Raw genomic sequence first — 12,900 nt, forward strand, 5'->3', positions numbered from 1 at the left:
AAACTAAATCAGAACTGGTAGTTTAATGATACCCAATAGTTACGGCCCGGGTTTACGTATCCGGTAGTGGATTGTGCAGTCTGATAGTAATCTCCTGCGTAGGTGCTATTACGGCCCACCTGGTAAAGTTTAACCTCGCTAAAGTCTTTATCCAGCACGTTATTGACCGCCGTATTCAGCGTCAGATCTTTGGTCAGCTTATAAGACATTCCCATGTCGAGAACGGTCCAGGCTTTTAAATCCGCGCCTTTATCGTCATAGACGGCCTTTTGTACTGCGCTGAGGTTGTTGTAATTTTCGGTAAAGCGTGGAGCTTTACCGCGATAACGTGCGCTCAGCCAGGCATTCATATCTTCCGTTGCCTGCCAGTTCAGGCGAGCGTTAGCCATATGTTTTGGCGTGTAGCTTAACGGCGCGCCTTTATTGTCACCATCTTTTTGCTTGCTCTGGGTGTAGGTGTAGTTGAGGGATAAAGTCAGCACATCCGACCACAGAGGGAAGGTGCTGGCAAATTCAACGCCATCGGTCCTTGCCTTGCCGCTGTTGGTATAGCTGTTGGTATTATCATCGATAGAATACGAGACAATTTTATTTTTGTATTCGGTATAGAAGCCGGTAATGTTGGCGTTCAGCCCGGTGTCGTTCTCGTAATACAGCCCGGTTTCGTAGCTGATACTTTCCTCAGGTTTTAGGTTCGGATTACCGACCGTATTCACGGTTCCTTGCGCGGTTACGCCGCTGATCCCGTTATGTAACTGGCTCAGTGATGGCGCTTTATAACCTGTCGTCACGCCGCCTTTGAGCGTCCATTCGTCGGATACGTCCCAAACCATATACGCGCGTGGGCTGAGATGACCGCCAAAGACATCGTTATGCTCGTAGCGTGTCCCTGCGGTTAAGGCCAACGAGTCGAGAATATGCCATTCATCTTCTACATAGGCCGCCCACGTTTTTTGATGGAACGTTTCGCCGGTATTGGCCAGCACCACACCGTCTTTCATGCGCGCATCCCAATATTCCCCGCCGAGGGTTAAGAGGTGCGAATCACCTAATGGCGTCAGCAGTACTGAGTCCAGAATGACGTTGGTGTTCTTCAGTTCACGTGCGTCACCGGCCCGGCCTGCGTTCTCTGGCGTGAGTGCGGAGGAGACCAGTTGTCGTCCTTTGTTCTCAGTTTCATTCCAGCCGAGGGAGGATTTCCAGGTGCCGAACGTTAAGGCGGTATCGTGGCCGAGGGTGACTTTGTTACGCTCATAGCGCAACGTTTTATCGTAACCCCCCGTCAGGTTACCCAACTGACCGTCATCGTTATCATAGCGCTGTCTGGCGGAGTCGAGATCTAACCATAGCGTATTGCTTTCATTCGTTTTCCAGTCGAGTCGCGTGCCGAAGTTATAGTTTTCTGACTCGGTAGGATAAGGTACGCGGGTGGAGGAGGTATCGCTCAGGGAGGTAACGCTGGAACCCTGACGTTGGGTGGTGCTACCCCGAACCTGCATATCCAGTACGCCAGCGATTAACGGGCCGCTTGACCAGAAGTTGGCGACCGTGCTGTTACCCCATTTATTACTCTCTTGCAGGTTAACGCCGGTATTGATGGAGGTGCTCCATTTATCGGTGCTTTTTTTGGTGATGATATTCACCACGCCACCGATTGCGTCGGAGCCATAAAGCGTCGACATCGGGCCCCGGATCACCTCAATATGATCGATTGCCGCCAGTGGAGGCATAAAGCTGGTATTCATAGCTGAGAAGCCGTTTGGCGTCACATCGCTGCTGCCGTTTTGACGAATACCATCAATCAGGATCAGGGTATAACTGGCGGGCATGCCACGAATGCTGATCTCCAGACCACCGGTTTTACCGGTGCTGCTTTCGACATCCACCCCTTCAACAGAACGCAAGGCTTCGCCTAAATCATTATATTTATTGGTTTGTAACTCTTGCTGTGAAATAACGGAGACGCTGGCGGCAGCGTTGGTGATTTTCTTTTCGTAACCGGAAGCGGTTACCACCATAACATCTTCAGCAAAGGCCAGGGGACTGGAAAATCCTAAACAGGACAGAACAACAGAAGCAACAGGTTTTAAACGCATAGTCAAACTTCCTTTGTTAAAAATTCAAAGGAAGTAAGATAATTGATGGGAATGATAATAAAAATAATTATCATTATATGTTTACATAACTTATCACTTCTGGTGTTTTTCTTGAATAAATATACATAAATTGTCATTAGTTTTAGCTAAGTAAATAGCGGAAATGACCAATAATTAGTATTTGTAATCATTAGGTTGTAATTAATTTGCCATTAATTGAATGGCTAACATTTAATCTATTTTCTGTGATTCAGAGGGTACTCAATTAGGAGTATCAGAAAAAAGTATGATAATTTTAGAAAATCGTCATACTTTTCTGCGCCGCATCATTTTTTTCGTCATTTCAGTCCGCCATAATCCCTTCCCCAGGAGACCGTTTAACGGCAATGAATCGTTGAGCGGCATAAAAATAACGCAAATCTGGATAACATAATGATTAAAGGCAAGCTGGCACTGCTTACGTGCGCATTGACTCTCGCATTAACCTCACCACTTCTCGCCGCGCAAAATGTGAGCGAGGGGCAGACGTTGAAGCTGGCAATTGGACCTGAGCCAACGGAAGGGTTTGACCCGATGCTGGGCTGGAGTCATGGCAGCTATTTGCTTTTGCATGCACCATTATTAAAACAAAACGCAGATATGAGCTGGGGTAACCTGCTGACGGAAAAAGTTGAAACCAGTGCTGACGGCAAAACCTGGACGTTGACGTTAAAACCCGACCTTAAATTCTCCGATGGTTCCCCGCTAACCGCTGAAGATGTGGTGTTCACCTATAATAAAGCCGCAAAGAGCGGCGGCAAAATCGACATGGGAAACTTTACTCATGCCAGCCTGAAAGATAACCGCACGGTAGAAATCACGCTGCGCAGCCCGCAGAGCACCTTTGTGAACGTGCTGGGCTCTTTGGGTATTGTTCCCGAAAAACGGTATGACGAAAAAACATTCGCCAAAAATCCGATTGGCGCGGGCCCTTATCGGTTGGTGAGTTTTCAGCCGGGGCAGCAGCTGATCGTGGAGGCGAACCCCTGGTATGCCGGTAAGAAAAATGATTTCAGTAAGCTGGTGTTTGTCTTCCTTGATGAAGATAACGCTTATGCCGCAGCGCGCAGTGGTCAACTGGGACTCGTGCGTATTGCGCCTTCGATGGCGGTCGCCCCTCAACAGCAGAATTTGAAGCTGTGGGTACGCGACAGCGTGGAAAACCGTGGCATTGTGTTCCCGATGGTTCCAGCGGGTAAAAAAGACGCCAATGGTTATCCGGTCGGCAACGATATCACGGCTGATATTGCCATCAGACGCGCCATCAACTACGCCATCGATCGTAAACAACTTGCCGATCAGGTCATGGAAGGTCATGCGATTCCAGCGTATAGCGCGGTTCAGGGCCTGCCATGGCAGGGACAGTCAGTTGCGTTCAAAGATGGCGACAGCGAAAAAGCACGGATGATTCTGGAAGAAGCCGGCTGGAAGGTGGGGAAAGACGGCGTACGTGTGAAAGACGGTAAAGAGGCTCGCCTGACTCTATGGTACGCCAGCGGTGACAGTACGCGCCGGGATTTAGCCGAGGCCGTACGTGCGATGCTGGAGCCCGTGGGTATTCAGGTCTCGCTGCAATCCGGAAGCTGGGAAACCGTTGAGCGGCATATGCATGCGAACCCGACGCTGTTTGGCTGGGGAAGTCTGGATCCGATGGAGCTTTTCCATCACTACAGCAATCAGGCCGCGGGCGTGGAATACTACAATCCAGGCTATTACAGCAATCCCGTCGTTGAACAACATCTTAAACAGGCCATTGATGCTCCGGACTGGCAAAAAGCGTTGCCTTTCTGGCAACAGGTGGAGTGGGATGGCAAGCAAGGGGCTGGGGTGCAGGGCGATGCCGCCTGGGCATGGCTGCTGAACATTCAGCACACTTATCTGGCAAATCCGTGTATTGACTTAGGCAAAGGCGCGCCGGAGATCCACGGTAGCTGGTCCCTGCTCAATAATCTGGATGAATGGACCTGGACCTGCCGTTGATGAAGTCTGTTGTAGGCCATTTTCTACGGCTGATAGTGTTATTAGTGCTGGTTGCGGCTGGCACTTTTACGCTGCTCAGCTTTTCTCCTGTCGATCCGATTCGCGCCTATATTGGCAACGATCTCCTGCACGTGCCACCGGAACAATATGCGCGTATCGCTGCTCGCTGGGGATTAGACCAGCCGTTATGGGAGCGTTTTGGTCACTGGTTTATACGTGTATTGCAGGGCGATCTCGGCTACTCAATGTTGTTTAATGCACCGGTTGCCAGCGTAATCAAGGAGCGCTTTGCAACTTCGTTTGCCTTGCTTGGCGGCGCGTGGCTGCTCTCCGGCATACTGGGAACGGCAATGGGGTTTGTCGCGGGTCGTTATCTGAATCGCTGGCCGGATAAAGCAATCTGTCGACTCAGCTATCTGCTTTCGTCGTTGCCGACCTTCTGGATTGGCATGCTGCTGCTGGCGTTATTTGCCGTGCGCTGGCCGGTATTTCCGGTCTGCTGCGCGTGGGAGCCGGGCAACAGTGGCGATATGGCCACGCTGGCTGAGCGTCTGCGCCATTTAGTGCTGCCCGTTTGCGCGCTAAGTTTATTGGGACTTGGCCAAATTACACTTCATACGCGGGAAAGTATCGCCAGCGTGATGAAAAGCGATTTTGTCCGTTTTGCGCGTTCTCAGGGAGATAAAGGCTGGTCGCTGTTGCGTCATCAGGTTCTGCGCCACGCTATCACGCCCGCGCTGTGCCTGCAGTTCGCCTCGTTGGGAGAACTGCTGGGCGGCGCATTGCTGGCGGAAAAAGTTTTTGCTTATCCGGGACTGGGACAGGCCACTATTGATGCCGGATTACGCGGCGATCTGCCGTTACTGATGGGGATTGTGTTGTTCAGTACCGTACTGGTGTTCATTGGCAACTCGTTGTCTACCTGGCTTGTCCATGTGTTGAACCGTGCTCTGGAGCGACCTGATGCTCTATAATCCGACGCCGACGCTGATTCGTCTTCTGCTCTCTTTTAGCTGCCTGCTATGCATTGCGGTGTATGGCGCAGCGACGCTGGATAACCCATTGAGCGTTAATCTGCTTGCCCGTCATTTACCGCCTGATGCGCTGTATTGGTTTGGCACCGATAACCTCGGTCGCGATCTGTGGATTCGTTGCTTTCAGGGCGCGTTAACCAGTCTGCAAATTGGTATTGGCGCGGCGTTGTGCAGCGGCTTCATCGCATTACTGATGGCAGCGGTTTCACGTATACATCCGCGTCTGGATGTACTAATGCGTCTGATTACCGATGCCATGCTGTCAATGCCGCATCTGCTGTTGCTCATATTGATCTGTTTCACGCTGGGCGGCGGAAAAAATGGGGTGATTATGGCGGTTGCGTTGACCCACTGGCCGCGGCTGGCGCTAATCCTGCGTGCCGAAGCGCAGCGCGTGGCCCACAGTGACTATCTGACATTGACCTGGCGTCTGGGACACGGACATTTTTACTGCTGGCGGCATCACTATCTCCCGGCATTGTTACCCCAGTGGTTAACGGGAACCTTGCTGATGTTTCCCCACGCGGTGTTGCACAGCGCGGCGTTGAGCTTCCTCGGTTTTGGGCTGGCGCCGCATGAACCATCGCTGGGCCTGTTGCTGGCTGATGCGCTGAGGTTTATCAGTCATGGCGACTGGTGGTTAGTGCTGTTTCCCGGGCTGATACTATTCAGTCTGGTTATGTTATTCGATCAGCTCGCAAGGGCAGTGCATCGTTTATGGTTACGAGGTGACGCATGTTGAGTTTAAGACAGGTCTCGCTGGACGTGGCGCGTTATCGCTGGTACGGCGCGAGAAACTGGTCTTCGCTGTTGCAGGATATCTCTTTCGACGTAGCGCCAGGTCAGATGGTGGCGTTAGTTGGGGGAAGTGGGGAAGGTAAAAGCCTGTTGCTGCAATGTCTGCTTGATCTCTTACCGGACAATTTGCGCTTCAACGGCTCCATCACCCTGGAGGGGAAAACGCTGGACAGTGATGATATTCGCAAATGTCGTGGCAATACTTTCAGCTATGTCCCGCAAGGTGTTCAGGCGCTTAACCCGCTGCTCTCGATTGAAAAACATCTGCGCAGGGCAAGTCAGCTCTCCGGCCAGGCCTGGAATGCCGGAAAAATTGAACGATTGCTCCAGCGTAGCCAACTGGAAAGTCGCGTATTAGATGCCTTCCCACGCCAGCTTTCAGGGGGGATGGCGAAACGTGTTCTGGCCTGTCACGCGTCGCTGAGTCAGGCTCGCTATATTCTGGCGGATGAAATTACCGCCTGGCTTGATGCACCGCTGGCTAATCAACTGCTTGAACAGCTACGTGAGCAATGTGAGCAAGGGGCTGGCGTTTTATGGGTAACGCACGACCTCACGCTTGCCGCTCGCCACGCGGACCGCATTGTCGCGCTGCACCAGGGAAGGGTGTCGGATAACGTCAGCCGGGAACAGCTGTTACGCGGAGAGATCAGCGAGCATCTGCAACGCCAATGGCGGGCCCTGCCTGAAAGAAATCAACTTTTTGGAGAGCGCGATGCTGTGCTGTCGTGAAGTGACGATTTGTCAGGGAGGAAAGGTGCTTTGGCAAAATCTGAACTTCTCTCTGCGCCCCGGAGAACGCATTGGGGTTTGTGCACCCAGCGGAACCGGCAAAACAACGCTGGGACGCGTACTGGCGGGCTGGCAAAAACCGACCTCGGGTGACATTCTGGTTGATGACCAACCGCTGCCAATGCACCAGTATTGCCCGGTGCAACTGGTGCCACAGCATCCGGAATTAACCTTTAATCCGCGGCGCAGCACCGGCGATGCGGTTCATGATGCCTGGCGACCTGATGCTGAACTGCTTACCCGTCTTCACATCAACCCTGAGTGGTTAACTCGCCGTCCCGGACAGCTTTCTGGCGGTGAACTGGCGCGAATTGCTTTACTTCGCGCGCTGGATCCGCGGACACGTTTTCTTATTGCCGATGAAATTACCGCCCAGCTCGATCCTTCCATTCAAAAAGATATCTGGGTATTGCTGCTTGAAGAGTGCCAGCGTCGGCCATTAGGTATGCTCATTATCAGCCATCAGCAGGCTCTGCTTGAGCAGATTTGCTCCAGAAAACTCATTGAAGCGTGAGGCAATAACGTGCAGTAATGTCTATTGATTAAACTGTTACGTTATATTATAACAATTCACTCGCAAACGATTTGAGGGTGAAATTTTGGCTATTCGTTTTAACAAACTGACAATCGCTCTGGGGATGCTTTTGGTCAGTGGGCAGGTTTTGGCCCATGGTCATCATTCCCATGGTGCGCCGATGAGTGAAGCAGAACAAAAGGCGTCGGAAGGGGTATTTGATGATAACCAGGTGCAGAACCGGGCGCTGTCCGACTGGGATGGCATGTGGCAATCTGTCTATCCGTATCTGGTCAGTGGCGAACTTGATCCGGTTTTCAAAAAGAAAGCGGAGAAAGATAAAAGCAAAACGGCAGAACAAATTAAAGCTTATTACCGTACAGGCTATGCAACCAATGTAGACACCATCGGCATCGAAGATGGCGTGATGGAATTTCACACCGGTAATCAGGTCGCATCGTGCAAATACGATTATGCCGGGTATAAAATCTTGCACTATAAATCAGGCAAGAAAGGTGTACGGTATCTGTTTGAGTGTAAAGCCGCTGACAGCAAAGCGCCTAAATACGTGCAATTCAGCGATCATATTATCGCGCCGCGTAAATCGAGCCACTTCCATATCTTTATGGGAAATACCTCGCAGGCTGCCTTGCTTGAGGAGATGGAAAACTGGCCTACCTACTACCCTTATCAGCTGAAGGGCGAAGAAGTAGTGGATGAGATGCTGCACCATTAATCTGGGCTAACCTTATCTGTACACACCCGCCACCAGTGGCGGGTTTTTTTAATTAATAACCTGCTCTTTCCATCACCTGTCGCATTCGTTAGCATATTGTATCGCAGCAAGTGCATGTGTTTTTTCAGGAAGAGGTTAACGTGTTCGCAGAGTATGGAGTTCTGAATTACTGGACGTATCTGGTGGGGGCTATTTTTATCGTGCTGGTACCGGGGCCAAATACGATATTTGTGCTGAAGAACAGCGTCGGTAGGGGAGTAAAGGGGGGTTATCTCGCCGCCAGCGGTGTGTTTATTGGTGATGCCGTGTTGATGTTTTTGGCCTATGCCGGTGTTGCTGCATTGATTAAAACAACGCCCGTTTTGTTCAATATCGTTCGTTATCTTGGCGCTTTCTATTTACTGTATCTTGGCGCGAAGATCCTGTATGCAACACTGAAATCGAAAGCAAGCGACGCCGCGCCTGAGGAAGTCCCGTTTGGCGCTATTTTTAAGCGCGCATTAATCCTGAGCCTGACCAATCCCAAAGCTATTCTGTTTTATGTGTCATTCTTCGTGCAGTTTATTGATGTCAATGCGCCGCATTCAGGGCTGTCATTCTTTATTCTGGCTATTACGCTTGAGATAGTGAGCTTTTTCTATCTGAGCTTCCTTATTTTCTCCGGCGCGTTTGTGACGCAATATATCCGTACGAAGAAGAAACTGGCCAAAGTGGGGAATTCCCTTATCGGCCTGATTTTCGTTGGTTTTGCCGCCCGTCTGGCCACGCTTCAATCGTGATGTCATCGGCCCGCTGATTGCGGCGGGCCTTTAATATTGCGCTCTGCTTTTCATTTATAATCGTACGGTTATAACCAATAAATGGTATTTTAAATATATATTTTGAGGCGTACCCTGTGTACAGCAGCGGTTCAATATGACTCGCTGGTTGTCGACTGGAAAAGGGAAGAAAAATGCTTCAAATTCCACAGAATCATATCCATACACGCTCTACGCCATTCTGGAACAAAGAAACGGCGCCTGCCGGAATTTTCGAACGCCACCTTGATAAAGGGACCCGAGCCGGGGTTTATCCTCGACTTTCGGTTATGCAGGGGGCGGTCAAATATCTCGGATACGCAGACGAACACAGTCCGGAGCCAGTAGAGGTGATGATTATTGAAGCCGGTCAGTTTGGCGTTTTTCCACCGGAAAAATGGCATAACATCGAAGTGATGACCGACGACACTTACTTTAATATCGATTTTTTCGTCGCCCCGGAAGTTCTGATGGAGAGTGCAAATCAACGAAAAGTCGTGCGCACCGGCAAGGAGTAAATCATGGGTAAAGCAACCTATACCGTAACCGTGACCAATAACAGCAACGGTGTTTCTGTTGATTATGAAACAGAGGCACCAATGACATTACTGGTGCCGGATGTGGCAGCTGAAGTGGTCAAAGATCTGGTCAATACCGTGCGTTCGTACGATACCGAAAATGAGCACGAAGTCTGCGGGTGGTAGGCATTAGTCACTGCTACTGATTGAATATATTAGTTTTTAATCTAAAAACTGCACTGCGCTTTGACGGCGCAGTGCGTTTTTTTATCTGGGCGAAACAGGGAAATATCCTGCAAGGATTCCTTAAGAATACCTTAAGAGATTCGCATTGATTGCTAATAGTTGATCATTCACAGGGGTTATGATCGCGAAACAGATATAAAACAGAACATCGCGCTTATGAAACTCAATACCCGACTTACATTACCCACAATCATTCTCGGATTAGCCATCGTGGCGATCCCGTTCGCCGCGAACTGGCATCTCCCGCTACTCAACGGTACTGTCGTCAGCTGGATTGAAAATGGCCAGGCGCTGTGGCTGCTGTTTGGTGCCATATTTACACTCAGCTACATCAGGCCCTTATCACGTCCCGAAGGCGAGAAGCAATTTTGGCTTTGGGCGGCAGCGTGGTGGCTGGTATTACTGGGCCGAAGCACAAGTTGGGGCCGCGATTATTTTCCTGAGCATCCCAAACTCCTGTTCCGGGCTATCTCAGTGGTATTGATTGCCATGATTATTCTGCCAGTGCTGATTTCGAAGCGCTTACGCCAGGATATTGCCCGTCGCTTGCGCAATGAACCGCTACCTCTGTGGCTGTTAGCGATCACCACCTGTGCATTTTTGATCTCCGATACGGTAGAGCATCATCGTCTGCTGGCTCCCATCTTTCTGCACAATGCTCAGTATGGCGATCTGATTGAAGAACTGTACGAACTACCGTTTATGGCGGGATTGTTTCTGATGAACCTCGGCTTTATGCGGCGGGATAAGCAGGAGGAAGCTGCATCCATCCGCTTCAGTGAACCACAGCTGGCGAAGTCATGAGACAAGGCCTGAGTCTGGAAAGCCAGACTCAGGCGATGATGGCGGTGACTTACGCAATAGCCTCACACAGACGTGACTTCATATCGCTATACGTTTGTGCGGCATATTTTTCTGCCCACCCCTGATCGGTAATGTGCTCAATATTTACGGCGCAATATTTGGTTTCCGGCGTTTTCGAAATAGGATCGAGATTGTCCTGGGTTAACTCGTTACACGCGCCAATCCACCATTGATAGGTCATATAGACCGTTCCGACATTGATGCGCTCGGAGACATCCGCGCGGCTGATGACCTTACCGCGGCGCGAGCTGACCCATACCAGATCGCGATGACGAATACCCATTTTTTCAGCATCATGGGTATTGATTTGCACATACCCTGGCTCGTCTGCCAGTGCTTGCAACGCTGCGCAGTTGCCGGTCATCGAACGGCAGGAGTAGTGCCCAACCTCACGCACGGTACACAGCACCAGCGGATATTGCTCATCAGGAACTTCTGCTGGCGCTCGCCACGGTGCGGCAAACAGTTTGCCTTTGCCATTGGCGGTATCGAACTGGCTGTGCGCGTAAAGGTAGGGCGTACCAGGACTATCGAGATCCGGACATGGCCACTGAACATGACCCATCTCACCCATTTTCTCATAGGTCACGCCGTAGAACAGTGGACACAGCTCGCGCATCTCATCCCAGATTTGCTGGTTATTTTGATACTGCATTGGATAGCCCATTTCGCTGGCCAGCAGGCTGATAATCTCCCAGTCACGCTTTACATCACCAGTGGGTTCAATCGCTTTCTCAAAACGCTGGAAACCGCGATCGGCGCAGGTAAAGACGCCACCGTGTTCGCCCCATGAGGTGGCTGGCAAGAGGACATCGGCCATTTCCGCCGTCTTGGTCATGAAGATATCCTGCACGACGATAAAATCGAGCGCGTTAAATCCTTCGCGGACCAGACCCAAATCGGCCTCGGTTTGCAGCGGATCTTCTCCCATGATGTAGTAGGCTTTGATTTTGCCTTCGATAGCCAGATGCGGAACTTCGGTGATGCGGGTTCCAACCTTGTCATCCATCTGATTAACGTCAATGCCCCATGCGGTGGCAAATTTGTCCCTGACGGCGAAATCGGTTACGTCCTGATACCCTGGAAACTGGTTAGGCAGCACCCCCATATCGCACGCGCCCTGCACGTTATTTTGCCCGCGCACCGGGCCAACACCGACGTTAGGGCGTCCCAGATTTCCGGTCAGCAAGGCCAGGCTCGACAAACCACGAACCACGTCAACGGCCTGACCAAACTGGGTGACGCCCATCCCCCACATCACGGTGGCCGATGGCGCCGCAGCAAATGTACGCATCGCCTGACGAACCTGCTGTGCGGGAACACCGGTTAAATGTTCAACGTCTTCAGGCGCATACTCCTTAACGGTTTCCCAGTATGTTTCCAGTCCTTCCGCATGCTTTTGTACATACTCGCGATCGTAGAGTTGCTCCTCGATGAGAACATGGCCAAACGCGTTGACCAGCGCCATATTGCAACCGTTTTTCAACTGCAAATGTTGGTCAGCGATACGGGCAGTTTCAATCCGGCGTGGGTCGCAGACAATGATTTTTGCGCCGTTCTGGCGAGCTTTAATTACCCGGCGGGCCACAATTGGGTGTGAATCGGCACAGTTATAACCAAAGATCAGCAGGCATTTTGAGTTTTCAATGTCGCTGATGGAATTGCTCATGGCGCCATTGCCTAACGTTTCCTGTAACCCGGCCACGGAAGGGCCGTGACAGACGCGGGCACAGCAATCGACATTGTTGGTATGGAGCACGCCACGTGCGAATTTTTGCATCACGTAGTTGGTCTCATTCCCTGTTCCACGGGAAGATCCGGTGGTCATGATGGCACGAGGGCCATAGGTATTTTTGATTTCAGTTAAGCGTTTTGCGGTGTAACGAATGGCTTCATCCCAGCTAACGGGAGTGAATTTTCCACCTTTTTCATAACGGATCATCGGGCGAGTCAGACGGGGAGTCAGAAGGCGAGTGTCGTTAAGAAAGTCCCAACCATAATAACCTTTCAGGCATAACTGATTTTGGTTCGTTACACCCTCTGCGGCCTCAGCGCGGATGATTTTGTTATTCTCAACAACAAGCTTGAGCTTGCACCCGGCCCCACAGTATGGGCATACACTGGTGATTTTTTTCATCAATAACAGACCTGTTAAATGCTGAAATAGCGCGAATTGTAGACGCAGTCACGCGATACGCATCGCGGACTACGATGTGTCGTAGTGACGGGCTGTTTAAGCATAAAGTGTGCCAGAAGTGAAAACCCAGCAATAGCAGGGGCTGACGGCCAAAGCGTTAAGCAGAATGACTGACGATTCGACATTAATGACGAGGCGCGACAAAATTAGTCTGCCGGTCAGCGGTGTAACCTTATGAAACATCGGAAAAAGATGAAAAACAGAAGTGATAGCGATCACAAATTTTAATTTTTCAGCGCTATGCTATGCTTTTATACGACGAGTGAATCGTTAATTTAAAAACATAAGT

At 50.8% G+C, this 12,900-nt stretch carries 12 protein-coding genes; 10 read left to right on the top strand and 2 right to left on the bottom strand.

What is annotated here, in order from left to right:
- Positions 1–8: 8 nt before the first annotated feature.
- Entirely contained in the window at positions 9–2,096 is a 2,088-nt protein-coding gene (locus tag N0B36_RS05295) for a TonB-dependent receptor (RefSeq protein WP_103766190.1), read from the bottom strand.
- A 432-nt stretch (positions 2,097–2,528) separates the two neighbouring features.
- On the opposite strand from N0B36_RS05295, the gene N0B36_RS05300 reads away from it, so the two are divergent.
- The 10 genes from N0B36_RS05300 (at position 2,529) to N0B36_RS05345 (ending at position 10,354) form a co-directional block, all read left to right on the top strand.
- On the top strand, positions 2,529–4,115 hold the full coding sequence (locus N0B36_RS05300; protein WP_046275918.1) for an ABC transporter substrate-binding protein: 1,587 nt from the start codon (positions 2,529–2,531) through the stop codon (positions 4,113–4,115).
- Complete coding sequence (locus tag N0B36_RS05305) at positions 4,115–5,089, top strand: ABC transporter permease (RefSeq protein ID WP_141875082.1); 975 nt, start codon at positions 4,115–4,117, stop codon at positions 5,087–5,089. The genes N0B36_RS05300 and N0B36_RS05305 overlap by 1 nt, the downstream gene beginning before the upstream one ends.
- Positions 5,079–5,891 carry an ABC transporter permease gene (locus N0B36_RS05310; protein ID WP_259686159.1) on the top strand — a complete coding sequence of 271 codons (813 nt, stop codon included), beginning with the start codon at positions 5,079–5,081 and terminating at the stop codon, positions 5,889–5,891. Before N0B36_RS05305 ends, N0B36_RS05310 begins: the two co-directional genes overlap by 11 nt.
- Complete coding sequence (locus tag N0B36_RS05315) at positions 5,885–6,679, top strand: ATP-binding cassette domain-containing protein (protein WP_016152790.1); 795 nt, start codon at positions 5,885–5,887, stop codon at positions 6,677–6,679. Before N0B36_RS05310 ends, N0B36_RS05315 begins: the two co-directional genes overlap by 7 nt.
- On the top strand, positions 6,663–7,253 hold the full coding sequence (locus N0B36_RS05320; protein ID WP_047417943.1) for an ATP-binding cassette domain-containing protein: 591 nt from the start codon (positions 6,663–6,665) through the stop codon (positions 7,251–7,253). The genes N0B36_RS05315 and N0B36_RS05320 overlap by 17 nt, the downstream gene beginning before the upstream one ends.
- Positions 7,254–7,338: 85 nt before the next feature.
- Complete coding sequence (gene zinT, locus N0B36_RS05325; protein WP_016152792.1) at positions 7,339–7,989, top strand: metal-binding protein ZinT; 651 nt, start codon at positions 7,339–7,341, stop codon at positions 7,987–7,989.
- 140 nt (positions 7,990–8,129) lie between these two features.
- Positions 8,130–8,768, top strand: coding sequence for a leucine efflux protein LeuE (leuE, locus tag N0B36_RS05330; protein ID WP_016152793.1), 639 nt, complete (start codon positions 8,130–8,132; stop codon positions 8,766–8,768).
- A 173-nt stretch (positions 8,769–8,941) separates the two neighbouring features.
- Positions 8,942–9,304 carry a DUF1971 domain-containing protein YeaR gene (yeaR, locus tag N0B36_RS05335; protein ID WP_005120376.1) on the top strand — a complete coding sequence of 121 codons (363 nt, stop codon included), beginning with the start codon at positions 8,942–8,944 and terminating at the stop codon, positions 9,302–9,304.
- A gap of 3 nt (positions 9,305–9,307) precedes the next feature.
- On the top strand, positions 9,308–9,490 hold the full coding sequence (locus N0B36_RS05340) for a DUF1869 domain-containing protein (RefSeq protein ID WP_003832433.1): 183 nt from the start codon (positions 9,308–9,310) through the stop codon (positions 9,488–9,490).
- A 216-nt stretch (positions 9,491–9,706) separates the two neighbouring features.
- A complete protein-coding gene (locus tag N0B36_RS05345; RefSeq protein ID WP_047498949.1) occupies positions 9,707–10,354 on the top strand; it encodes a hypothetical protein in 648 nt (215 codons plus the stop codon).
- Positions 10,355–10,403: 49 nt separating this feature from the next.
- On the opposite strand, the gene fdhF is transcribed toward N0B36_RS05345, so the two are convergent.
- The gene (fdhF, locus tag N0B36_RS05350) at positions 10,404–12,551 is read right to left on the bottom strand and encodes a formate dehydrogenase subunit alpha (protein WP_200013757.1); all 2,148 of its coding nucleotides are present in this window, start codon (positions 12,549–12,551) and stop codon (positions 10,404–10,406) included.
- Positions 12,552–12,900 lie beyond the last annotated feature (349 nt).

The organism is Citrobacter sp. XY323 (assembly GCF_025106035.1).
GTDB lineage: Bacteria > Pseudomonadota > Gammaproteobacteria > Enterobacterales > Enterobacteriaceae > Citrobacter > Citrobacter braakii.

Bases quoted from the DNA above. Each gene is read 5' to 3' on its own strand.
- N0B36_RS05295 (WP_103766190.1), bottom strand. From the start codon at position 2,096: ATGCGTTTAAAACCTGTTGCTTCTGTTGTTCTGTCCTGTTTAGGATTT.
- N0B36_RS05300 (WP_046275918.1), top strand. From the start codon at position 2,529: ATGATTAAAGGCAAGCTGGCACTGCTTACGTGCGCATTGACTCTCGCA.
- N0B36_RS05305 (WP_141875082.1), top strand. From the start codon at position 4,115: ATGAAGTCTGTTGTAGGCCATTTTCTACGGCTGATAGTGTTATTAGTG.
- N0B36_RS05310 (WP_259686159.1), top strand. From the start codon at position 5,079: ATGCTCTATAATCCGACGCCGACGCTGATTCGTCTTCTGCTCTCTTTT.
- N0B36_RS05315 (WP_016152790.1), top strand. From the start codon at position 5,885: ATGTTGAGTTTAAGACAGGTCTCGCTGGACGTGGCGCGTTATCGCTGG.
- N0B36_RS05320 (WP_047417943.1), top strand. From the start codon at position 6,663: ATGCTGTGCTGTCGTGAAGTGACGATTTGTCAGGGAGGAAAGGTGCTT.
- yeaR (WP_005120376.1), top strand. From the start codon at position 8,942: ATGCTTCAAATTCCACAGAATCATATCCATACACGCTCTACGCCATTC.
- N0B36_RS05340 (WP_003832433.1), top strand. From the start codon at position 9,308: ATGGGTAAAGCAACCTATACCGTAACCGTGACCAATAACAGCAACGGT.
- N0B36_RS05345 (WP_047498949.1), top strand. From the start codon at position 9,707: ATGAAACTCAATACCCGACTTACATTACCCACAATCATTCTCGGATTA.
- fdhF (WP_200013757.1), bottom strand. From the start codon at position 12,551: ATGAAAAAAATCACCAGTGTATGCCCATACTGTGGGGCCGGGTGCAAG.